Raw genomic sequence first — 23,382 nt, forward strand, 5'->3', positions numbered from 1 at the left:
AACGGCTTACCCCCTCCGAAGGAACGTTTGTTCGTATTATTCATAATACCACACATACGTTCGTTTCGGAAGGGATTGTCAGCTAAATTCCAACTGGCTCATAAAGAAGCTGCTGTTTCCCCAGCCCATCACCTGCGGAAATGTTCGGGAAAATCGTCATTCATCCCCCACCTACTTCGTTGAGGAAGGGGATTTCTGACGAAGGTTGTTAAAAAGGGCGATTATTTCCTGTTTGAAATGGGGATCAATGATGAGAAAGCGTATTCTGAAGGTCAATTCAAAATATATATGCGGCAAATCGTCGAGGCGGTGAAAGCGAAAGGGGCTACAGTTGTCTTAGTGACCCCGCAAGGACGCGCCATAAGCTGGACTACGGATGGGGTGAACCTGGTGCACTATGCCGAAGATGATTTCTATAGGCACGCAACTATTGCTTTGTCGCAAGAACAAAATGTCGGACTTGTGGATCTTAATGTTCTAAGCTCAGCGTACTTTACTTCCATAGGGCCGGCAGAGACGGAGCTTCTTTATAAGACCGGCGATTGGCTGCACTTTAACCGCAAAGGCGCCACGGTCCTTGCCAAGCTAGTGGTGCAGGATTTGCAAAGACAAGGTATGGACGGTTTCGACTATTTGATAAGCTTTTAGGTTTCCGTAAGAAAAGCGCGACATGAACTGCCGTATAAAGCAGCTCATGTCGCTGTTTTTTGCAACTTTAAAGATGTTGATGGTTCAAGGCTACCCGGACGGCACATTCAGGCCGAATCAGCCGATAACGCGAGCTGAATTTGCCAGTCTGCTGTAAGAGCCATGAACCTCAATGAGCAAACCGGCAGCCTGCCGGTATCGTCGTTTGCCGACGGTCTGCCAAGATGGGCGGAAAAAGATATTTCGATTGCCGTGCAGAATCGTATCGTTAACGGCTACGAGGACAATACTTTCCAAGCGGACCAATTCATCAACCGTGCGGAAATGGCGGTGATGATCTTACGGGCGATCGATAAGAATAACGACAACCAACATGCCCGAGCACTTTATTCCGATGCAAGCGATATTCCGGCATGGGCATCGGCAGCCGTTGCCGAATTATCGGAACAGGGACTTATCCGGGGACGCGGCGGCGATCGTTTCGCTCCGCTCGAACCGGCGACCCGCGCCGAAGCGGCGGTGCTGATGCTTCGAATTGCGCAGATGCGTTGAATAGCTGCCATCAAACTAGCTGCCATCAAACTAGCTGCCATTAAACTCTTGACATCACCGCTTCAATCCCGCTATATTATAAATAACTTCATACGCCCCGAAGGGGAGTAGCTACTTCAACAAAGTCGTCATTTCGTGGCCGCGACGCCTCCGGCTTTGTTGCAACGTAACGTAATCAAGCGTTGTTAGCGAGACCTTTGCCAAACCCGGCAGAGGTCTTTTTTAGTGCTATCATCAGCCTTTGCCGGGAACGGCAGAGGCTTTTTTCGTTGCTTCGGCGGAGCGGGCATATGAGGAGAATAAGTAAGAGGAGAGGGCGATACTTATGGATTTTTCTATTTTGCTTGAGTATGGTTGGGTGCTGTTGGTTCTTGTCGCTTTGGAAGGACTTTTGGCGGCGGACAATGCGTTGGTGCTGGCGATTATGGTGAAACATTTGCCGGACCGGGAACGAAAAAAAGCTCTGTTTTACGGATTGACCGGCGCATTCGTATTCCGCTTCGCTTCTTTATTCGCGATCTCGTTTCTTGTCGATGTGTGGCAGGTTCAAGCGATCGGAGCCGTCTATTTGATATTTATCGCGTTAAACCACTTGTTCCGCAAGGCGATCGTCAAGAAGACCGAATCAAGGGTGACGCCGGAGGCGGCCGCAAATAAGAACGGAGCGGGCTTCTGGATGACGGTCCTGAAAGTCGAATTAGCGGATATCGCATTTGCCGTAGATTCCATATTGGCGGCTGTCGCTTTGGCGGTAGCATTGCCCAACACTGCTTTGCCGCAAATCGGCGGGATGGATGGCGGTCATTTTCTAGTAATCTTTGCAGGAGGCTTCATAGGCCTTATCATCATGCGCTTTGCCGCGTCCTTCTTCGTTAAACTGCTGCAGCAGAGACCCGGTTTGGAGATCGCGGCCTTTCTCATCGTGGGTTGGGTTGGCGTCAAATTGTCAGTATACACGCTTTCCCACCCGGCGCTGTCCGTCTTGCCGGAAGGCTTTGCAAAGAATCCTGTGTGGAAAATCTCGTTCTACGCGGTCTTGATTTTGGTCACGCTCGGCGGCTGGTTTCTTTCTAAAGAAAAAACCGGCAAATTAAAAGATACTTGCGAGCGAAAAGCCATCGAAGGCTAAGTACCCGATCATTTTGTAATTGGCTAGCGGGAATCCCTAGGGACATTTAATTTCTTCAAATAGAATTTCCATGTGTGGGCGTCCATCTCCTCTTGTGGCGTCCACTGATCTTGTTTTGCCCCGAGTGTGTCTTCATATTTACCTTTATATTTATTTGTATAGTAAGCAATTTGCTCCTCTGCAATAGCGAGCTCGTTTTTGGAGTTTGAATTATCAGCGGCATGTTTCTCTTCATACTGTGCTACAATGTCGCTAATGCGATACTTCTTTCCGTTCGGTGAAGTGAACCAAGTAGCTGGTGAAAAATATAAGTTTTCCCCCTCATAAGTACGAGAAACACCTTCAAATCTCCCCTGTTTTACCCACTTGTTAATAGTTGTTTGTGATACCCCGAAGAATTTGGCTAAGTCTCTGGAAGTATATCCCCTTAGTTCAACTGTAGGGCGAGGCCTTTCTATGATTGCGGTTGCTGCTGCCTGTTTGCTTAAAGCAAACGCTTCGTTTGCCGCATGTTGCAGCAATTCGATTAATTTGCTTCGGAATAACGATCGGTCTTCAAAAATGGTTTCGTCCCAATCATATGCAATGGTATCAATATTTCTAATATTTAAAGCCAAAACCTTAAATAAAAGCATGCTGTATTTTTCGTCGTTGATTATTCGTTCTACAATCTCATCCGCGTGTTCAGTAAATTCGGTCCTTTCGTAATATGTTAATGGCATTTTCATCACCCCATACCTCCATTATACTCAGTTGTTCATTATATGAAATCATTTAAAACTATGTGAAACCATTTGTTATATATATTGCTCAGTACGATGTATTTTATACATGGGGGATATTTTTCAAGGAAGCATCCCAACTAAAAAACTGCCGCTGTAAAAAGACCAACCCAATCTTTTTTCCGCAAAAGCACAAATCTTCGTTCCCGCCCGAATAGGATGGAAATATGTACAATTTTGAGGGGGGAAGTCGATGTACTCAGCTGAAATCAGCCGTTCGAATCCGTCTTGTTTTCTGTTTATTATCGACCAGTCCGGATCGATGTCCGACCCGTTCGGGGCCGGCTCGAAAGCCGGAAGCGTTTCGGATGCGATAAATCGTTTATTGCAAAATCTTATTATTAAGTGTGCGAAGTCGGAAGGTATACGCGACTACTATCACGTTGGCGTGATCGGCTATGGCGCCACCGTCGGGCCGGCGTTCGGCGGTGCATTAGCCGGAAAGGAATTGGTACCGATCAGTGAAATAGCGGATCATCCCACTAGACTGGAAAAACGAGCGAAGAAAATTCCGGACGGGGCAGGCGGGCTTGTGGATCAAATTGTAAAGTTTCCTGTCTGGTTTGATCCTGTCGCGAACGGCGGGACTCCGATGTGCAAAGCGATGAATACCGCCCATACCATTTTGAGCCAATGGATCGGCGAATACCCTCAATGTTTTCCGCCGGTGGTCATTCATATTACGGACGGAGAATCAAACGACGGTGATCCTACTGCCGCAATGGAACAAATCAGAGATCTCTCTACCGACGATGGAAATGTATTGCTGTTCAACCTGCATATATCCGGGAATCCGAATGCGGTTGAGCTTCGTTTTCCGGAAACGTCGGATGAGCTGCCTGACAAATATTCGAGAATGCTATACGACAACTCAAGTATTTTGACACCATTTATGATTTGGGTGGCCAATCAGGAATATCAATTGAATCTTTCGGATGGAGCAAGGGGATTTGTATTAAATGCCGATTTAACCCTTGTGATCCAGGCGCTCGACATCGGAACGCGTCCCGCCAATCTTAGGTAGCGGTGCTATGGTGCAAATAGAAAGCGCATGTTTTTCATTGCAAAAGGCGGGCAACCGCATAGATGAGTATGAAGATGCCTTCAACTGCGACATTTTTGCGAATGATGATCCGGGGCGCTTTAGATTCGCCATAGCTGACGGCGCCAGCGAATCATCGTTTGCCGGCATATGGGCGGGTCTGCTTGCAAACGCTTATTGCGGCGGCAAATTTGACGGTAAACACATCCATAAATCCATTTCCAAATTGTCGAAGGTTTGGAGCAGAACAATACATGCCAAGGATCTTCCTTGGTACGCTCAAGAGAAGCTTAACAGCGGGGCATTTTCTACATTAGCCGGAATCACTTTTCGTTTAACGGGGGAGGATGGCTTTTTCGCGGAGTTTGATGCAATAGCGGTCGGTGACAGCTGTATATTTCATATTCGGGGTGATAAAATTATCGCCTCTTTTCCTGTGGGTTCCACGGATGATTTTCATAATAGGCCGGTGCTCATATCGACTAATGCAGCAAATAACATGGATCTTAAAGCGTTCGTTAAAAGATGGACCGGCACCGCCCAAACGGGAGACTCCTTTTTGTTAATGACCGATGCTCTGGCATGCTGGATGTTGACACGTTACGAGGAAGACACGAGCGTAGTGAAGAAAATACACGGGTTAGCCGGTGAACATGATTTCACAAATTTAGTGCATGCGGAAAGGCGGTCAATTTGGCGCAACGGCAGCTTTTATCTTAGAAATGATGACGTTACGTTAATTCGCATAAATTTTTTGTAGAGGGATGTGAGGCGATGTTTTGGCCCACTCCACAGGATTATAGGGAAGCGATACAAAATCCGCAAATGTGCTTCCAAGACCCGGAGCTTCAAGCCGGACTCCCTGAATTGGATAAGCTTGGGCTGCCTCGTCCCATTTCGGGCGGCTTCGCCAGTGTCTACAAAATAAAGTGCGGAGAGACGGACTGGGCGGTCAGGTGCTTTACCAATAACGTGAAGGATCAAAAACTTCGCTACGATGCCATAAGCTTGCACTTAAACTCCGTTAATCTCCCTTATTTCGTCCCTTTCGAGTACCTCTCCGAAGGCATAAAAATAAACGGCAATTGGTTTCCTATCGTAAAAATGCAGTGGGTTGAGGGGGAATCGCTGCTTCATTACATCCGAAGAAATTTGCATAATGATGAGATTTTGAAAAGTCTGGCAAAAAAATGCTTTACAATGGTCACTGAGCTGCAGACGGCAAACATTGCGCATGGCGACCTGCAGCATGGCAATATATTGATTCACAGTGATGAAATGATTCTGATCGATTATGACGGCATGTATGTTCCTGGTTTAAACGGTATGCAAAGCAATGAGCTCGGCCATAGAAATTATCAACATCCCGGAAGAAACAAAGAGCATTTCGGGCTTTACATCGATAATTTTTCGGTATGGGTCATTTTGATTTCAATTATTGCCGTTTGTGCGGATGCCTCATTATGGGATTCGCTTGGCGCGGGAGAAGCTGAAGAAAGTTTGCTCTTTCGGCAGAAAGACTTTGTGTCTCCAGGCGAATCTCGCGCTTTTAAGTTATTGGAGCAAGTTGATGACGGAACGTTGCGTTCCCTGGCATCCTCTTTTCGTGATGTTACGTCACTGGAAGTGCCGGCGGTTCCTCTGCCCCCCGATCCCGAATCGCCGGCTGATAACGTGTCTCCGCCGGCCGCCATTGCCGTTGTCTCTATAGCTGCCGCCGCCCCAACGAGATTAATTGCTTATATAACAGCCTTTTCGGATTGGCTCGCTACTAAGATGCGGTTGCCCGCCGTTCAATCGGAACCCGAAACATCGTATCCTGCCGGCTCGTCGTGGGTACTGGATCATCTCGCTAAGGAAGCAACACCATGTAACCCTCTATCGGCATATGGGTTCGTTTTCGAAAGAACCGTTTCATTGCTGGTATTAACCGCCTCGATAGCGGCTGCAACCGTTATGTACGGAAATGCCCCGGTTGCAGCTGTTGTATCATGCACTGCTTTGGGATTAGGCGTTGAGACGGCCTTCTTAAGCCGGCGCTTTATGAACCTTCCCGCTGTCAAGGAAAAGAGAGCCACGTCTGAAAAAATAAAGGAACTTCAACATGCGGTTTCCGATCTGACAAGCGAATTGAACAAAATCAACGATATAAAGCAAAAGTTCAAACAAACGGAGGAAGACAAAATAAACGATATATTGCGGAGGCAGAGGGATGTATCGGCACAAGAAAAGAATGAAACGGACGAAGTGGAGAAGGAACTGAAGAGTGATGTAAGCAAAATCGTGCGGGAAAGACAAACCATAGATCATGAGGAACAAACGGAGCTTGCCCACGCGTTGGCTTCTTTTCAAAAAACTTGGCTGGAAGATCAACTAAAGAAGCATAGGATCAGTAAAGAAAAAATACAGGGTATCGACGATGAAATCAAACGGCGTTTAAGATCGATCGGAATTCGTACGCCGGCTGATTTTTTGGACATTAATATAGTACAGTCCTATGGCCGCAAAAAAATTGAGAAGGCGTATTTGATATTAAAAAACGGGGGATCCGCTCATGCGGGAATGAGTCCGTCCCAAGCGAAAGCTCTGGCAGAGTGGAAGAAAAAGATAGAGCGCAAATATAGTGCCGGCATGCCACAATCCATTCCTCATAGTGAAATGGCTGCAGTAAAATCAAAGTACAGTGACAGGAAATCAATATTAAATGACTTGGAACAAACTTATAAAACCGGGGCACAGCACAAGATAAATAACATTACGCAAACATATACTCCCGAACGCGAGCTGTTAAAGAGGGAAGAGGATACCGCCAGAACAAATCTGAACAATGAACGCAATCGATTCGATAAGGAAATAGCCGAAAAAAATAAGAACCTTGCAGAGAAACAATGGGAGCTTAACTATCTGAGCAAGCGATTGGATTCTTTTAAGGACGTTCATTTCTTAAGATTCTTAAGGAGAATATTCCTGTTCAATTGAGTTTTCCTTAACTCGCTCCCGGGGATTTTACATTGGAAGAATGAAACATTTATGCAAGAAGCTCCGTCTGAGAGGTAAATGGAAGAAAGGCGGAGTTTTCGTGTGAAAAGGAAATCGACGGTTATCATTTTGTTGTTGGCGGCGGTTGCGGGAGCTTTTGTTTGGAAAGGCTCGCCAGGCCAGTTGGAAACAACGGCGGAAGCGGCAGTCCAAGGCGCCTCTTCGGGTTCACCTAAAGCGTCGCTCCCGAAGGTGGGCAGCTTTGAGCGGTTCGTATCTTTGATGAAGAACGCGCGCCCGCAAGGACGTTACCTCTATGCCGCGGACATGTCGGTATCGGTGGCCGTATCCAAAGAGAAAGCTGAAATGGCGGTAGTCGACCAATCCGGTACTAACATTCAAGTGGCGGGTGTGGATGAAGCGGACGTGATCAAGACGGACGGAACGTACATATACCAGCTGCAGCATGATAAGCTCATCGTGACGAAGGTGAATCCGCCCGAGGACATGAAAGTCGTCTGGACGAAGGATTTCGGCGCTCAAAATATGTATCCCCGGGAATTTTTCGTAGACGAGAAAACGCTGACAATCATCGCGGACTTCCGTTATCCCGGAACGAACTACCAAATTACGAAAATACAAGTATACGAGTTGAACGACCGGAATAACATGAAGCTGCTGCGCGATGCCGAAGTGAAAGGCGCGTACCTCTCGTCGAGAAAAATTGATAATGCGCTCTATGTGGTTTCCAACCATTTTATACATGGCTACCATACGCTTGAAACGAACCGCAAAACGCCGAAAGAGTTCTATTTGCCGTCTTACCGCGACAGTGCGGCGCCGGTAGGCAAGAAAGTGATCCCATGGGACCGAATCAGCTATTTCCCGCATATTCAGGAGCCGAACTATTTGGTTGTGGCCGGATTGGACGTGTCGGATCCTTCAAAGCAGCTGTCTGTGTCGGCCTATTTGGGCGGAGGCAGCGACATATACGCCTCCAAAGAAAACTTGTACGTAAGTACGCCGCGTTATGAAACCAGTCGTGAAAATAAACCGGAAGGCAAACTTATTATCGGCGGCCCGGTGCAGCATACTTCGATCTTCAAATTTACATTGAATCAAGGAACCGCCGCATACGCCGGCGAAGGCGAAGTCGACGGCAGGCTGCTGAATCAATTCTCGATGGATGAGCACAACGGCTACCTTCGTGTAGCGACGACAACGAACGGGTTCCGGGGGAACGGGGCGAATCAATCCGAAAACCATTTGTTTATTTTGGACGAAGGCCTGAGAACGGTCGGAGAAATTCGCGGCATAGCGCCGGGGGAAAGCATTTATTCCGTGCGATTTATGAGCGATCGCGGTTACATGGTGACGTTCAAGAAGGTGGATCCGCTGTTCGTGTTCGATCTGAAGGATCCGAAAAAACCGAAGATATTGGGCAAATTGAAAATTCCGGGCTACAGCGATTACCTCCATCCGTATGATGAAAATCATATTATCGGCTTCGGCAAAGACGCCGTAGAAGCGAAGGAAGGCGATTTTGCTTATTACCAAGGGATGAAAATGGCGCTATTCGACATTACGGACGTCAACAATCCGAAAGAGAAGTTTGTGGAGATCATCGGAGACCGCGGTACGGATTCGGAGCTTCTGCGCAATCATAAGGCGCTGCTGTTCTCGAAGGAGAAAAATGTGATCGCGTTCCCCGTTACGTTGATGGAGCTTCCGGAAGGGGCGGATAAAGCGGACGGCACCGCGCACGGGCAATTCTCATTCCAAGGGGCTTATGTATTTGCTCTTGATCCCGAACGTGGATTTACATTGAAGAGCAGAATCTCTCACTTATCCGATGAAGATATGCTCAAATCCGGTTACCGGCCCGATGCACGGAAGTCGGTGGAACGTATTCTGTATATCGGCGACAACTTGTACACGGTGTCCCAGTCGATGATCCAAGCGCACGACATGAAGCGGTTCAATAAGATAGGAGATATTTCACTGCCTGACTGACAGTAAACCGGAATTTCCCGCGTCCAGGGGAAATTCCGGTTTCTTTATTTGAACGCCTGTTATTGCATCGGCTCGCCGTTTGCATTGCCGGGATTCGGGACGGCTAGTTCAATCTTCGTATTGACGGACGGCTCCGGCACCGATACAATATGCGTGAAATCCCTTTCAAAAGGCTTGCCTGGATGTTTTATGAAACCGGTTTCACTAATGTTGTCAGTTTGCTTACGGATTTGCCGGCTTTGCACGCACCATTTTTCAACTTTATGAAACGGGTTTCATAACGGTGCCCATAGGCATACGGAATGAAGGGGGTGGCCATTGCGGCGGAAGCGTGAGGAAGTGAGAAACACAGGAAGAACCGCGAACAGATCCGGCACCTGATTAAATCATCCCGAAAGGAGTCAGGTTTATGCGAGGTAAACTTTTGACAAAAATTACTGCCCCGATTCTCACATGTTGTCTTGGTTTTAGTGTGGCGGGCGGCAGCTTGGCCGCCGGTCCGGCGATGGAAGAGAACGTGCAGGCCGATGCCGTTATATCGATCGATGCATCGGCCAAGTATCAGAAGATCGACAATTTCGGCGCATCCGATGCGTGGTCAATGGAGCAGTTGGGAAAGTATTGGACGGAGGAAAACAAAACACGTGTTGCAGATCTTCTCTTTTCTCGTGAGAAGGGGATCGGATTGTCGGCCTGGCGCTTTAATATCGGTGCGGGCTCGACCGAGACGGACCAGGCGATCATTACAAATCCATGGCGGCGGGCGGAGGCGTTCAAATCGACAGAGGACGGGGAGTATGATTGGAGCAAACAGGCGGGGCAGCAGTGGTTTCTAAAGGCGGCGAAGGATCGCGGCGTCGATACACTGATTGGCTTTGTCAACAGTCCGCCGGTCTGGATGACGAAGAACGGCCACGCTCAACCGGATTCGTCGGTTGGCTCCACCAATTTGAAGGAGGGGTACGAGGACGAATTTGCCGCCTACTTAATTGATGTGTTGGAGCATTTTAACAATGAAGGCTACGAGTTTGATTACATAAGCCCGATTAACGAGCCGACATGGGACTGGAACAAAGCCGGACAAGAAGGAAATCGCTATAATAACGACGATATAAAACGCGTCATTGTCGAGCTTTACCGGCAGCTTCTTGCCAACGGGCTTTCCGCGCAAATCAGCGCTCCGGACGGGGTGGAAATTACGGCGCTGCTGGATGATGAATATTACAAAATGTTCGCAAACAAGGAACGGTACACGGGCGGCGCCAATAATTTGGGACTCGGCAAGTACCGAGAATACATCAAAGACCTTTTGGGTGACCCGGAGCTCAAGAAAGCCGTCGGCAATAAAATCGCTTCGCATTCCTACTGGTCCGACTACAGTGCGCCGGGCGACGACCGTCTGGGCAAGCTAAGGGATTTGTTGGTTGAAAACCTGAGGAAATACGATCCGAACGCGAAATACTGGATGTCAGAATATTGCATTCTCGGCTCTTACGGACCGGGCCGCGATCTTGGCATCGACCCGGCTCTCCATGTTGCGCGCACAATTCATTTCGATTTGGCGCGGGCGAATGCATCGGCATGGCAGTGGTGGACCGCGGTTTCCAAGGAAGACTACAAGGACGGCTTAATATATACCGATTTTAATCAAGAGGGCGACGAGCAAAATATTTTGACGTCGAAAATATTGTGGGCGCTCGGCAACTACAGTAAGTTCATCCGGCCCGGCGCCGACCGCATTGCGCTTACCGGGCTCGATGAGGAGGCGCGGAGCGGACTTTTCGGCTCAGCTTACAAGCATGACGAGGAAAATACGGTAACGGCGGTGTTCGTCAACGACAGCAGCTCGGACAAACGCATCAAGCTTTCCTTGAGCGGGCTCGATATGCAAGAAACGGTTTCCGTTCTAAAGCCGTATATTACTTCGGCGGGTCAAGATCTTGCCCGAGGTCAGGATACGCCTGTTCAATCGGACGGAACGTTTGAAACCGTTATCCCCGCGCGCTCGGTAGTGACGTTGAACGGAGATGTGGTCAAGGCGAACAAGAAGCCCGACGCTCCGGAAATCGTCGGCGTAAAGCCGCTGCATAAAGGTTTGAAGGTCGATTTCCGCGCTCCTAAAGGTGCATATGAGTATATCGTCAGCTACGGAGCGCAAAGCGATATCCGGGAACGGAAATTGACGAATATGTCCGGCGATTCTTTCGTTCTGCAAGGTTTGGAGAACGGTCAAAAATATTTCGTCACGATTCGAGCCGGCAACGAGCATGGCTTCGGTCCGCCGTCGCAGCGCAATTATGGCACACCGGCTCTGTTGGCTCCAACCAGTGTCACGGCAACCGGTATCGACGGCGGCTTCACGGTTAGCTTCGATATAGAGCCGGGTGTTCCGGCGTATCGCGTTCGCTACGGCACACAGCCGGGCAAGTACGATAACGAACAGACTGGCGGCACGCCGAGCGGTTCGATCCAAGTCGATGGCCTTGCAAACGGCACGACCTATTATGGAGTTGTCGAAGCGTTGGACGGTCAGGAAATCAGTCCTCCTTCGGCTGAATTTCAAGTGGCGCCCGATATTCCGGCACCGAGCAAAGTGATTGCGGTTCCGGGCAACAACGGCGCACATCTGGAGATCACGCCCGTGGCCGGCGCCGCAAGCTACCGCGTTCAAGTGATATCCGGTTCGAAGACCGTTGCCGATTTGCAAAGCGATACAAGCTCAGCAAATATTGAAGGGTTGTCTAATGGAAGCGCGTATACCGTTCGTGTGAGCGCCATCGGAACAGGCGGTGAAGGCACCGGAGTCACCGAAACGCTCGTAACGCCGGGCAATGAAGACGTGCGGCTCGAAGACGGATTCGATAACGGCGATATGTCGCCGTATCAACAGGATGTCAGCTCCTGGGCCATTGAAGACGGTTTATTGAAACAAATTTCCGGCGGAGACCATCAGGGCGAGCTCGGCGTCAGAGACATGCGAATCATTGACGGAACGATTACGGCCGTAGCCAAGCATGCGACGCTCGGAGCGGATTGGGGCATCGCCTTCCGTGGTGGCAGCCATAATCAAGGGTATATGTTCGGTTTCGAGAACGGGGTTTTGGTAATTCGGCGGGACGGCCAAAATTTGGCGAATCCGGTTCCGTTCACCGCGAAACTGGGAGAGCTGTACAAACTGGAGGTTCGTCTGCAAGGGAAACGAATCCAGGCATTGATCGACGGCGAGAGCGTGTTTGACGTCACCGACACGGCGTATACGGGCGGCCGCATCGGTCTTCACAGCTGGGCGGATGCGCAATTTGCCTACTTGAAGGTTGCACGCGAGCCATACTCGTCCTTGTCCAAGCCGGAAATATACCAGGCGAAGGAAGGCGACCGGCAAGTTGCGCTGCGGTACAACGAAGTCGACTATGCGGAATCCTATGTTGTCCGATATAAGCCATCGGCGGACGGCGATGCGAATTATACCGAAGTGCCGGCTAACCCGGGATCTGCGATCGTCACCGGACTGGCAAACGATACTGCCTACACATTCATCGTTGTTGCCAATCGCGGCGGGGAGGAATCGGCTTCGGAGCCGGTGGAAGCGACGCCTGTCGGCAATGCCGGCAAAGTGCTGTTTTATGTCGACGCCGGCGACGGTACGCCTCACAGCTTGGAGGAAGGCGAGACGATGGGAGCGTATCAGACATTGGAAGAGCAGCCTTATGGCAGCGATCCGGTTACAGGGACCAAATGGGGATACGAAGCCGATGACGGAATGACTTGGGCGCGTACCGATGCAACCGATGCATACGAAACTATTCGCCAATACGACGGGAATTTGAACGGCAAAGGGATTGCTTACCGCTTCCAAATCCCGAACGGGACATATACGGTTACGGTAGGGTTTTATGATCCATGGGCGGCGAGTGACCGGAATATGAACCTGACCATCAACGGAGAAACGAAACTTACCGACTATGTGATAGGTTCGAAACGGGAAGCGAAGACGTTCGAAGGAATTGCGGTTACTAACGGGGAACTGATCGTGAAAGCGATCAAGGCAGGCGGATCCAAGCCGATGATTAGTTGGATCAAAGTGGAACAGTAGCAGTAAAAACGTAAAGGCACTGACCTCAGAGATCAGTGCCTTTTTCGAAGATAAAGAATTTATATCCTCCGGCAATATAGCATCACGACTTGGAACGTGAGCCCTTAAATAACTTGCTTCACAAAATGCATTTGTATGGTGGCTTCATCAATAAGTCCCATGGCTTCCGCCATAAAAGGCTCCTGCATGATTTTGGCTTCGCATTGTTTAGCAGCTTCATGACTCTCCCATTCCGCTATCTCTACCCAAACGCCGCTCTCCGCATTAAAGAAAACCTCCCGTTTGATAAATCCGGTTCTCCCGCTTAGAGCTTCTTGCAAAATGTTGACATATCTCATAAACGTTTCTGCGCTCACATCCTGCTTTAACCGGTACGATACGACTTCCAGACATGGCTTCATCATTCATGCATCTCCTTAATGAAATAGATTCATTGTCTTACGTGCCCAGTATATCGGTTAATATGGACAATTTGTGTCACCTTTCCATGTTATACTGATCATAAGGTGATGATGATGAACAAAACGCAAAGGCTCGTCGAACTGCTGCTTACGATGAATACCAGACAGAAGTTCACTTTAAAAGAGCTGTCCGAACGGTTCGGCGTCTCCAGAAGGACCGTTCTCCGTGACATAAACGAACTTTCCTCTCTTGGAGTGCCGCTGTATGCGGAACTTGGCGTTCATGGAGGTTACCGGATTCTGAAGGAGCGGACGCTGCCTCCTATATCGTTTTCGGAACAAGAAGCGGTTGCACTGTTTTTTGCCGGCCAATCGCTGAAATTTTACCGTGACTTGCCCATGGAGTCCGATTGGCAGTCGGCGCTCGCCAAGTTTTATCATGTGTTGCCGGAAGACGTCAAAGAGCGAATTGACCGGCTTCAGCGCCGTTTGCTGTTTTGGGTGCCTGTCCAGAGATGCAAAGCGTCTCATTTATCCTCCTTGCTTGAAGGAGCCATGGAGCAAAATATACTTCATATCTCTTACGAATCGGAGAATGGATATACCGAAAGGGATATTCAACTGGTGGGGCTTTATTCCATGAATGGAAAATGGTACTGCCCTGCATTCGAATTTCACACCGGCGAATACCGCCTGTTTCGCGCAGACCGCATCAAGTCCGTAGCCGACAGCCCGGATCAAACGAGGAAGAAAAATCATGACAAGCTGCTTATCGCCGACTGGTTCGGCAAAGAGCAGGAACGGGCGGAAAAGCAAGAGGAATATGACTTGAGAGTTCGATTAACGCGACGCGGTGTTCTCCTATGCCGAAACGATGATTGGCTTGGGAGCGGATTAACCGTAATGGAAGACGGAACCGGGTATATAAACAGAAGGATTTCTCCGGGTTATATGAGTTGGGCGGCTTCCTTTTTTATCGGTTGCCAAACGGATGCGATAGTTGAGGAGCCGGCGGAACTGCGAAGGCTGATCTTCAATCAACTTCGTGAAACGATATCGAATTATAACGAGGAGTGATCTTCATGCGGACGAAAAAAACGATGAACCTGAAAAATATAGGAGCGAAAACGGAGTCCTGGTTACAAGAAATCGGAGTTCATGGATACGACGACCTTAACCGGATCGGGTCGGTTGAAACCTACAGAAGGCTGAAATCGAGATATCCGGATCAAGTTAATCTTACTGCTTTATACGCTTTAGAAGCCGCGCTTTGGAGTATCCACTGGCTGGAATTGGCTCCCGAAATCAAAGATCAATTGAAACGTGAAGTCCTGTCTGATTGAGACGTCCCATTTCGAAAGACAGATTTGATAAAGAACCTAGCGTTACTAATGTCATCAACTCCTTACGCAGCACCGGCCTCTTCAATTGTTCTCCGCAAAAACAATTTTTCCTTTTGTCCCGTTGTTAATGAAACATTATTGCGCCAAGCTCCGTCTGATAGGCAAATAAGAAGAAAGCGGGTATTCGTGTGAAAATTAATGAAAACAGCGGTGACTTTTAGCGCTGCGAAAGAAGAGCTTCAAGCAGCAGTGGCCGATCTACGAACGTTCAAGTGGCAGGTTTTACATCGATGACAAGTCGCTGACGATCATAGGGGACTACCGTTATCCCGGCACGAACTATCAAATTACGAAAATTCAAGTTTACGAGTTAAACGACCGCAACAATATGAGGCTGTCGCGCGATGTCGAAGTGAAAGGCTTTTACCTCTCATCCCCGTCCATGATTCAAGCGCATGACATCAAGAGGTTCAACAAAACGGGAGAAATTTCACTGCAATAATATTCTTCCTGTTTTATTATTGACAACTTTAAATTATGTGCTTATTATAAGCAATATCTGAAAAAGAAGGGAGGCCGACCGGACATGACCGGACTTAACTTCCGTAGTAATGCAGCACTGACACAATTGAATAAGACGTTCATTGTCCATCGGCCTCTACGGCCCTGAGCAAGGGAAAGACTAGGTTATCGCCCCATCCTCTTCGTCATCGAAGAAACGGGTTAGGAGTAACTTATTTTTACATTGCGCAAGAAGACCGTAAGCGAATGGGCTTGCGGTCTTTTTTTGTGTTGTTTAGTAAAAATATAAAGGAGTATAAACAGTAGAATGACAGTTAACTATAAACCGGTTGAGCGGCCTTTTGTCATACGAACCGCCGGCGCAGCCGCACATCCGCCGGAAACGCATGAATACTTCAATTACGCCGCCGCCGTGCAAGGCATCATCGATCTTCTAAGCAATCGGTTTGAATGCGAATTCCATCTCTACTATCAGGAAGAAAGCAGCGACGTATGGGACGCTTTGGAGGAAGACATTCGCAGCGGTTACAAAGGCGTTAAGCATATAGCGAGCTTATTCGGCTTGGCCGAAACGAAAGCGTTCCGTTATGTTTCCGATCCGGAGCAGGAGCGCACAGGCTACGATATTAGACCTTCCGTCCGCAATAACATATTCGTCTACCCGAAGCACCGCGTCGCGTTTGCCCGAATCCCGTTGATGGTGTCGCACGGGCTGGGCTATGAGGATCTTATCTTCGCAGAAAACGATGAATGTTTGGGCCGTTTTCTTGCGGAAATGCGGGATCGCCAGATTGCGGACCGGAAAATCATCGTGTTCACCGATACGCACGACGGGCTGGAACGAAGCCGCGAATTAACCGCCAATCCCGTCACTCGCGACGAAGTGTTTATGGACGAGGCGCTCAAGACGCAAATCTACCGTTCTGCCGATGAGTTTTTCTCGAAGGACCGCGCCTTTTTTCAAACGTACGATATTCCTTACAAAAGGGGGATTTTGCTGTACGGCAAACCGGGCAACGGGAAAACGACGCTCGTTAAATCGATCTCGGCTACCGTCGGCGCGCCGGCGGCCTATTGGCAAATTACCGAGTACACTAACAGCGAATCGATTAAAGAGGTGTTCGCCGCCGCGATCAAGATGGCGCCGATGGTGCTCGTTGTCGAGGACATCGATTCGATGCCGGAATCATGCAGATCCTACTTTCTGAACACGCTTGACGGCGCCACGTCGAAGGAAGGCATTTTCCTCATAGGAACCACCAACTATCCGGAGAAAATCGACCCCGCACTCATGAACCGCGCGGGCCGGTTCGACCGGGCTTACGAAGTAAAGCTGCCGGATGAAGCGCTGCGTCTGTCGTACCTGATGCATAAGGGGATGAGCCGTCTTCTGGATGCCGACAAGATTACCGTGGCGGCGCGGCAAACGGAAGGGTTTACCTTCGCCCAGCTCAGCGAGTTGTATGTATCAGCCGCTCTGCAGATGCATTACGAGAACCAAGTGAACTTGGACCGGTTGATCACCGAGATGAAATCGGACTTCTCTAAAGGAAGAAGCCGCGAATGGCTAACCGGAGAATCACAGAAGCTTGGTTTTATATAGATGGAACAAAATTATGGTCTGAATTGCGGCGATGCACAGCCGCGAATGCCCTCCACCATGAGAAACCCGACCGTTAGCGGTCGGGTTTCTCATTCCCTTAAGTTGGACCCGAAGCGTTTACGGAAGATGCTGTACTTAACCTGGTTGTCAATCGATTCACATAAACGAATAAAACTCTTGTTTGCCGCTATCATTTTTTGTCGAATAATGTAGGAAGAAAAAACCACTAGAGGTATAATAATAGCATTATTGTTTTTACGGAGAGGCAGTGACTCGCGAATGGAGAGAGTAACCGAAAATATAATCAGCTGCAATTGGCTTCGATACGATATGGTGAACTATTCTATGCAGCAAAATTTTGTGCCGGTTGTCCGGAGAGTAATACTTAGCAACACATCGGATAACGATCTGCATCAGGTAACCGTCAAAATTTCTGCCGAACCGGAATTTGCGGCGGAATGGTCAAAGACGTTGGATATTGTACCCGCCGGACAAGAAGTTGATCTCGGCACCGTTCATTTGCAATTAACAGGCGCTTTCTTGGCGGGTTTAACGGAGAGGCTTGCCGGGCTCCTTCAGCTTGAAGTTGCGCAGCAGGACAATGTGTTATATCAAGAAAACTCGACGATTGCGGTGTTAGCTTACGATCAGTGGGGAGGGTTGGCCTCCATGCCGGAAATGGCGGCTGCGTTCATTATGCCGAACCATCCGGCGGTTGCGAAAATCATTGGCGATGCGGCGTCATATTTGGAAAGCTGGACCGGAAACCCGTCCTTCGACGCCTATCAAAGCCGAAACCCGAATCGGGTTCGACATCAAGCAGCGGCGATTTTCTCGGCGTTGCAAGCATATAAGGTTACATATTGCGTCGCTCCCGCCGGCTTCGAGGAAGTCGGACAGCGGATCAGGCTGCCGGATGCCGTCATTGGAAACCGTATGGGCAACTGTCTCGATCTCACGCTGCTTTATGCGGCTTGTCTGGAAGCGATCGGCTTGCATCCTCTCGTCATTTTCACTAAAGCGCATGCGTTTACCGGCGTATGGCTCGTTCAGGAGACATTTGCGGAAACCGTCCAGGACGATATTTCGCTGCTCACGAAAAGACTTGCAGCCGGCGTGCACGAAATAAGCATCATGGAATCTACGCTGCTGTGCGCCGGAAATGAATCGTCATTTGAAGAAGCCGAAGCGGCGGCAAGGCTTCATCTGGCCGATCCCGACAGCTTCTTCGGATTCATCGACGTCAAACGCGCCCGTGCCAGCGCAATCCGGCCGCTTCCCTTGCGGATTCCGACTCCCGAAGGCTGGGACATCGCGCAGGAGCCTAATGAAGTTAAGATGACAGTAAAAGCTCCCGATGAAGTGACGATCCGCGAGCGTCCCGCTGAAGTCTCAACGATCGCGGTCACCAAGCAGAAGCAGTGGGAAAGAAAATTGCTCGATCTTACTTTGCGCAATACGCTGCTCAATTTTCGCATGACGAAATCGGCGCTTCCCTTATTGACTTCGCGTTTGGGCGAGCTTGAGGACGCGTTGGCCGGCGGTCAGGAATTTCAGCTTCTTCCGCGGCCTTCCGACTGGGATGACACGGCTAGAAGCGCGGACTTATTCCGGAGCGTAAGTAAAGATCATCCGCTCCATGTTCTTGCCGAGCAAGAGTTTTTGAATAAACGTCTGCGTACGGATGCAAGCGACAAGGAACTTGCGGTTAAGACGATTCATCTATACCGTTCCGCCCGATTATCCCTGGAGGAGAACGGCGCGAATACGTTGTATCTCGCGTTCGGCCTTCTTCGGTGGTATGAGTCTGCCGCCAGCGAAATGCCGCGTTACGCACCGATTGTACTGGTTCCGGTGGAGCTTATCCGAAAATCCAGCAGCGCGGGTTTCGTGCTCCGGATTCGGGATGAGGAACCGCAAATCAACATCACATTGCTGGAGATGCTCCGGCAGGATTTCGGAATTCATATTGGGGGATTGGATCCGCTTCCTCGCGATGATACGGGGATTGATCTCGCGGGTATTTTCGCGACGCTCCGTCATGTCATCATGAATATGCCGAGGTGGGACATTGTCGAAGCCGCCTTTGTCGGACTGTTTTCCTTCAGCCGGTTCGTTATGTGGAACGATATTCGCAGCCGGTCGGATGACCTTGCCAGGAATAAAGTGGTTGCGAGCTTAATGACGGGCCGTCTGAGCTGGGAGCCGGGCGAAACTTTTCCCGATTCGGACAGATTGGATGAGCTTTATGCTCCAGGCGAACTCCTTCTTCCGATCAGCGCCGATTCCTCCCAAATTACCGCGGTGAGCGCTGCAATCAACGATAACAGCTTTGTCCTGCATGGTCCGCCGGGAACCGGAAAGTCTCAGACAATAACGAATATGATCGCTTCCGCTCTAGCGGAAGGCAAGACCGTTCTCTTCGTGGCCGAAAAGATGGCGGCGCTCAGTGTTGTTCAGAGACGGTTGGAGCAAATCGGACTGGGGCCGTACTGCCTGGAGCTTCATTCCAATAAGAGCACGAAGAAGGCGGTCCTTGAGCAGCTTCGCCAAACGCTCGAAACGGCGCGCACCGCTTCTCCGGCAGAGTGGACAAAACAGGCCGAGCGGCTGGCTGCGTCCAGAAGAGAGCTCAATGCCTATGTCGCATCTTTGCATCGCAAATACGGCTTCGGAGCTTCACTATGCGAAGCGATCGTGCGCTATGACCTTGTAAAATCGTCGCCGGCTGCACTAGCTTTCGATCCTACCGTTGTCGGGGGGATGACTGAAGAACATTCCGCGGCCTGGGCGGGACTGGCGAATGAGCTTCGTGTCGCGGGGGAGGCGGCCGGACACCCGTCGGGCAATGCATGGACCGATGCAGCCTGTACAACCTATACGCCGGCATTTCGTTCGGAAGTCGAAGATTTGCTGGCTGCTTATGCGTCCAAGCTGTCGGATGTTCAAGCTGCGTATTCGGAGCTTGCCGATTGGATGGGATTTTCCGCCGCACAGCCTGAGCCCGAAGATTTGCAGCGGCTGGCGGAAGCGGCGGAAGCGCTGCGATTAGCTCCGGAATCGGTTCCAACCGGTTTGCTGGGCGCCGGAGAGCTGGAATCGGCAATCGGGCAAGCGGAGCAAGCCGTTCGACACGGCCGTGCGCGAAACGAGGCGCGTTGTCGCATTACGGCTCGTTTTTCAGACGAAGCGTTAGCTTTCGACGCCGCCATGGCTCTCTCCGAATGGAGAAGGGCGGACATGCAATGGTTCTTGCCGAGACACTTCAAGCAGAACCGTATTTATAAAATGCTCAAAGCCATGGCCGCTTCCGGCTCGGTACCGCAAAAGAAAGACACGGCCGAAACGTTGAATTTGATTATCCAATACCAGACGGAGACTGCCGAGCTGAAACAATTGGAGCCGGTCGCCTCTTCTTTGCTGGGACCGCTGTGGAAGAGCGGGGAAGCAGACTGGGAAACTGCGAATGACGCCATTGATTGGATTCGGGAGCTGGATCAATCGCTGCATCGGTTGCATCAGGACGGACTGAAGGCAAGACAAGCGCGGGTCCGCATTGCGGATTTGCTGTCTGCCGGCAGAAATGTTTTTACAGAACGATATGGAGAATCTATCAGTCGATATCTCAATGCCAAACAGGAATTCATGCAGCTGGAGCAGCAGTTGGCCGATAAGCTGTCGATTGATCTTCATGACATGGATAGGAAGCGGGCTGCACGGCCGTGGCTTGAATTCCGTGAGTGGAAGGTGCGGCAGTGGACAGACAACATCGGCATGCTTCGCGAATGGTGCAGCTGGAGGCAAGTCCGGGAACGCGCGTTGGAATCCGGTTTATCTTCGCTTATATCCGCATATGAGAATGGGGACCTTCGGCACGCGGAAGTTATACCGGCATTTGAACGAGCGTGGTGGAAAGCCGCGATTCACTATATACTGGCGGAAGACAAGCAGCTGGCGTCGTTTTCCGGAAGGTTGTTCGAAGAAAAAATCAGAGGGTTCCAAGAAACGATGGAACGGTTTGAGGAGCTAACGAGACAGGAGATTGCGGCTCGTCTTGCCGCCAAGATTCCCCCGCTGCACAATCAGGCGGCATCCAGCTCCGAAGCGGGGATTCTTCTTCGCGCCATCCGGAGCGGGGGAAGAGGAATGTCGCTCCGCAAGCTGTTCGAGCAAATCCCGAATTTGTTGAACCGGATCTGCCCCTGCATGCTGATGAGCCCGATGTCCGTTGCGCAATATCTCGATCCGAAATATGCGCCGTTCGATCTTGTCGTCTTCGATGAAGCTTCGCAGCTGCCGACCAGCGAGGCAGTCGGCGCCATGGCCCGCGGCCGCAACGTTATCGTCGTGGGAGATCCCAAGCAGCTGCCGCCGACCAGTTTCTTTATGAATACGACGACTGAAGATGCCGATGACGCGGTTGCTCAAGAGGATTTGGAAAGCATATTGGATGATTGCCTTGCGCTCGGCATGCCTCAAGAACACCTGCTATGGCACTATCGAAGCAGGCATGAGAGTTTGATAGCGTTTAGCAATCGGCATTTCTACGACAACAAGTTGCTGACCTTCCCATCCCCTCACGAGAGAAGGTCTAATGTGAAATGGCATCCGGTAGAAGGCTACTATGACCGCGGAAAAACAAAGCAAAATCGTGCCGAAGCCGAAGAGGTTGTGAAGGAAATTACACGCCGGCTGCGTGACCCGGAATTGTCGAAGCTAAGTATCGGCGTGGTGACGTTCAATTCCATTCAACAGACGCTGATTGAGGACTTGCTGGATGAAGCTTTCCGCATGGACGGCGAGCTGGAGTCGGCCGCTACCCGGATGTATGAACCGATTTTCGTGAAAAACCTGGAGAATGTTCAAGGAGATGAGCGCGACGTCATTCTGTTCTCGATCGGATACGGACCGGATGCCTTGGGCAAGGTAGTGTTGAATTTCGGACCGTTGAACCGGGAAGGGGGATGGCGGAGATTGAATGTCGCCGTTTCCAGGGCGCGCCATGAGATGCATGTGTTCTCCGCTTTGCGCGCGGAACACTTGGATGCGGCCAGGACACGGGCACAGGGTGTAAACGCATTAAGGTCATTCTTGGAATATGCGGAAAAGGGTCTTCCCGCGCTTCGAATGGAAGCGGACCGGCTTAAAGCGGAGTCCATAGGATTAGAGACACCGATTGCGGAGGCTTTGAAAGCGGAAGGTTACAAAGTAGAAACGCACGTTGGCGCTTCCGGCTGCCGGATCGACCTCGCAATCGTCAATCCGGACAAACCGGACACGTATCTTCTTGCCGTACTATGTGACGGCGACGGTTACAAAGCGGGAAAAACCGCCCGCGACCGAGAATCGCTCCGGGAACAAGTGTTGCGGCAATTGGGATGGCGAATTCACCGCGTTTGGTCGATAGATTGGCTGGATAATCCATCGAAGGAAATACAGCGCATCCATGAAGCGGTTAAGTCGGCAAAAGCTGGCGGAGATAAAGAAAGTGTCGCCGAAACGGATGCGGCGCAATCGGGTGGAGAAGAAGCGGAAAGCGGACATGAACTGAAATCCGCAGACTCGCCTGTGGAGACTGCCCAACCTGTAATTCAATCGGCCTGGAGATCGGTCTACAAACCGGCAACTCTTCCGGCAGTAGAGCTGCCCTCGGAGGAATTTTACAATCCTGCAAATACTGAACTCGTTTTGGGTCAAATCGAGCAAGTCATTAAGGAAGAGGGACCGGTCAGCAGATCGCTGCTTTCCAAGAGGGTGCTGCAAGCTTGGGGTTTGACCCGGGCGGGTGCGCGCATCGAACGGCACTTCGATACTCTGTTTGCCGCGATGAACGTGAAGAGCACGATTTCGGACGGAATCGAGTTTTATTGGCCTGCTGATGCGGACCTCTCTCAATACAATATATACCGGGTGTCCGATGGCGATCAGGATCGCAGAAGCGCGGAGGACTTGCCGCCTGAGGAAGTCGCGAACGCCGTTTGCGAGGTGCTGTTTAATCAGATCAGCTTGCCGGAGGAGGATTTGATTAAAGAAACGATTAAGCTGTTAGGCTATGCGCGTAGCGGCACTTCATTGGAGAAGGCCGTCAGGAACGGTTTGGATCACGTCACCGCAAGAGGACTTGCGGTGAATGAACAGAGCCGCGTGTATTATAGAGGATAGACAATAGCGCGGCGTCAGTCCCGGATTTGCAGCCCCGGAAGGGCGCTGCATTATTTTTACGTTCGCCGCTATAATGTCGGGTTACCGCTTTCGCTCAACCAGGACGCCAAAAG

At 50.3% G+C, this 23,382-nt stretch carries 15 protein-coding genes; 13 read left to right on the top strand and 2 right to left on the bottom strand.

What is annotated here, in order from left to right:
• Positions 1–195 precede the first annotated feature (195 nt).
• The 4 genes from JET16_RS21335 to JET16_RS21350 all read left to right on the top strand — a co-directional run bounded on the left by JET16_RS21335 (position 196) and on the right by JET16_RS21350 (position 2,329).
• Positions 196–648 (top strand): GDSL-type esterase/lipase family protein, encoded by a 453-nt coding sequence (locus tag JET16_RS21335; protein ID WP_325176754.1) that lies wholly within the window; start codon positions 196–198, stop codon positions 646–648.
• 22 nt (positions 649–670) lie between these two features.
• Positions 671–805, top strand: a complete 135-nt coding sequence (locus tag JET16_RS21340; RefSeq protein WP_199620209.1) for an S-layer homology domain-containing protein — start codon at positions 671–673, stop codon at positions 803–805.
• A 5-nt stretch (positions 806–810) separates the two neighbouring features.
• Positions 811–1,200: an S-layer homology domain-containing protein gene (locus tag JET16_RS21345; RefSeq protein WP_199620210.1), complete on the top strand. Its 390-nt coding sequence runs from the start codon at positions 811–813 to the stop codon at positions 1,198–1,200.
• Between the two features lie 325 nt (positions 1,201–1,525).
• Entirely contained in the window at positions 1,526–2,329 is an 804-nt protein-coding gene (locus tag JET16_RS21350) for a TerC family protein (protein WP_199620211.1), read from the top strand.
• 23 nt (positions 2,330–2,352) lie between these two features.
• Here the strand turns inward: JET16_RS21350 and JET16_RS21355 are convergent, their stop codons facing one another.
• Positions 2,353–3,057 (bottom strand): MerR family transcriptional regulator, encoded by a 705-nt coding sequence (locus JET16_RS21355; RefSeq protein WP_199620212.1) that lies wholly within the window; start codon positions 3,055–3,057, stop codon positions 2,353–2,355.
• Positions 3,058–3,304: 247 nt separating this feature from the next.
• On the opposite strand from JET16_RS21355, the gene JET16_RS21360 reads away from it, so the two are divergent.
• The 5 genes from JET16_RS21360 (at position 3,305) to JET16_RS21380 (ending at position 13,238) form a co-directional block, all read left to right on the top strand.
• Entirely contained in the window at positions 3,305–4,135 is an 831-nt protein-coding gene (locus tag JET16_RS21360) for a vWA domain-containing protein (RefSeq protein ID WP_199620213.1), read from the top strand.
• A 7-nt stretch (positions 4,136–4,142) separates the two neighbouring features.
• Positions 4,143–4,913: a protein phosphatase 2C domain-containing protein gene (locus JET16_RS21365; RefSeq protein WP_199620214.1), complete on the top strand. Its 771-nt coding sequence runs from the start codon at positions 4,143–4,145 to the stop codon at positions 4,911–4,913.
• 410 nt (positions 4,914–5,323) lie between these two features.
• The gene (locus tag JET16_RS21370) at positions 5,324–7,132 is read left to right on the top strand and encodes a BUD32 family EKC/KEOPS complex subunit (protein WP_325176753.1); all 1,809 of its coding nucleotides are present in this window, start codon (positions 5,324–5,326) and stop codon (positions 7,130–7,132) included.
• A gap of 102 nt (positions 7,133–7,234) precedes the next feature.
• The gene (locus JET16_RS21375; RefSeq protein ID WP_199620218.1) at positions 7,235–9,145 is read left to right on the top strand and encodes a beta-propeller domain-containing protein; all 1,911 of its coding nucleotides are present in this window, start codon (positions 7,235–7,237) and stop codon (positions 9,143–9,145) included.
• 505 nt (positions 9,146–9,650) lie between these two features.
• Positions 9,651–13,238, top strand: coding sequence for a glycoside hydrolase (locus tag JET16_RS21380; protein ID WP_407673173.1), 3,588 nt, complete (start codon positions 9,651–9,653; stop codon positions 13,236–13,238).
• Positions 13,239–13,342: 104 nt separating this feature from the next.
• Here JET16_RS21380 and JET16_RS21385 read toward each other — a convergent pair whose 3' ends face one another.
• Positions 13,343–13,642: a hypothetical protein gene (locus JET16_RS21385; RefSeq protein ID WP_199620220.1), complete on the bottom strand. Its 300-nt coding sequence runs from the start codon at positions 13,640–13,642 to the stop codon at positions 13,343–13,345.
• A 111-nt stretch (positions 13,643–13,753) separates the two neighbouring features.
• On the opposite strand from JET16_RS21385, the gene JET16_RS21390 reads away from it, so the two are divergent.
• The 4 genes from JET16_RS21390 to JET16_RS21405 all read left to right on the top strand — a co-directional run bounded on the left by JET16_RS21390 (position 13,754) and on the right by JET16_RS21405 (position 23,269).
• Entirely contained in the window at positions 13,754–14,716 is a 963-nt protein-coding gene (locus JET16_RS21390) for a helix-turn-helix transcriptional regulator (protein ID WP_199620221.1), read from the top strand.
• A 5-nt stretch (positions 14,717–14,721) separates the two neighbouring features.
• Entirely contained in the window at positions 14,722–14,982 is a 261-nt protein-coding gene (locus JET16_RS21395) for a TfoX/Sxy family DNA transformation protein (RefSeq protein ID WP_199620222.1), read from the top strand.
• Between the two features lie 829 nt (positions 14,983–15,811).
• Complete coding sequence (locus JET16_RS21400; RefSeq protein ID WP_199620223.1) at positions 15,812–17,107, top strand: AAA family ATPase; 1,296 nt, start codon at positions 15,812–15,814, stop codon at positions 17,105–17,107.
• 279 nt (positions 17,108–17,386) lie between these two features.
• On the top strand, positions 17,387–23,269 hold the full coding sequence (locus JET16_RS21405) for a DUF3320 domain-containing protein (protein ID WP_199620225.1): 5,883 nt from the start codon (positions 17,387–17,389) through the stop codon (positions 23,267–23,269).
• The last annotated feature ends 113 nt before the right edge of the window (positions 23,270–23,382 follow it).

The sequence above is a fragment of the Paenibacillus alkalitolerans genome (assembly GCF_016482785.1).
Taxonomy (GTDB): Bacteria; Bacillota; Bacilli; order Paenibacillales; family YIM-B00363; genus Paenibacillus_AE; species Paenibacillus_AE alkalitolerans.

Coding starts and splice junctions, on each gene's coding strand:
- JET16_RS21340 (WP_199620209.1), top strand. CDS start 671: ATGAACTGCCGTATAAAGCAGCTCATGTCGCTGTTTTTTGCAACTTTA.
- JET16_RS21345 (WP_199620210.1), top strand. CDS start 811: ATGAACCTCAATGAGCAAACCGGCAGCCTGCCGGTATCGTCGTTTGCC.
- JET16_RS21350 (WP_199620211.1), top strand. CDS start 1,526: ATGGATTTTTCTATTTTGCTTGAGTATGGTTGGGTGCTGTTGGTTCTT.
- JET16_RS21355 (WP_199620212.1), bottom strand. CDS start 3,057: ATGAAAATGCCATTAACATATTACGAAAGGACCGAATTTACTGAACAC.
- JET16_RS21360 (WP_199620213.1), top strand. CDS start 3,305: ATGTACTCAGCTGAAATCAGCCGTTCGAATCCGTCTTGTTTTCTGTTT.
- JET16_RS21365 (WP_199620214.1), top strand. CDS start 4,143: ATGGTGCAAATAGAAAGCGCATGTTTTTCATTGCAAAAGGCGGGCAAC.
- JET16_RS21380 (WP_407673173.1), top strand. CDS start 9,651: ATGGAAGAGAACGTGCAGGCCGATGCCGTTATATCGATCGATGCATCG.
- JET16_RS21385 (WP_199620220.1), bottom strand. CDS start 13,642: ATGATGAAGCCATGTCTGGAAGTCGTATCGTACCGGTTAAAGCAGGAT.
- JET16_RS21390 (WP_199620221.1), top strand. CDS start 13,754: ATGAACAAAACGCAAAGGCTCGTCGAACTGCTGCTTACGATGAATACC.
- JET16_RS21395 (WP_199620222.1), top strand. CDS start 14,722: ATGCGGACGAAAAAAACGATGAACCTGAAAAATATAGGAGCGAAAACG.
- JET16_RS21400 (WP_199620223.1), top strand. CDS start 15,812: ATGACAGTTAACTATAAACCGGTTGAGCGGCCTTTTGTCATACGAACC.
- JET16_RS21405 (WP_199620225.1), top strand. CDS start 17,387: ATGGAGAGAGTAACCGAAAATATAATCAGCTGCAATTGGCTTCGATAC.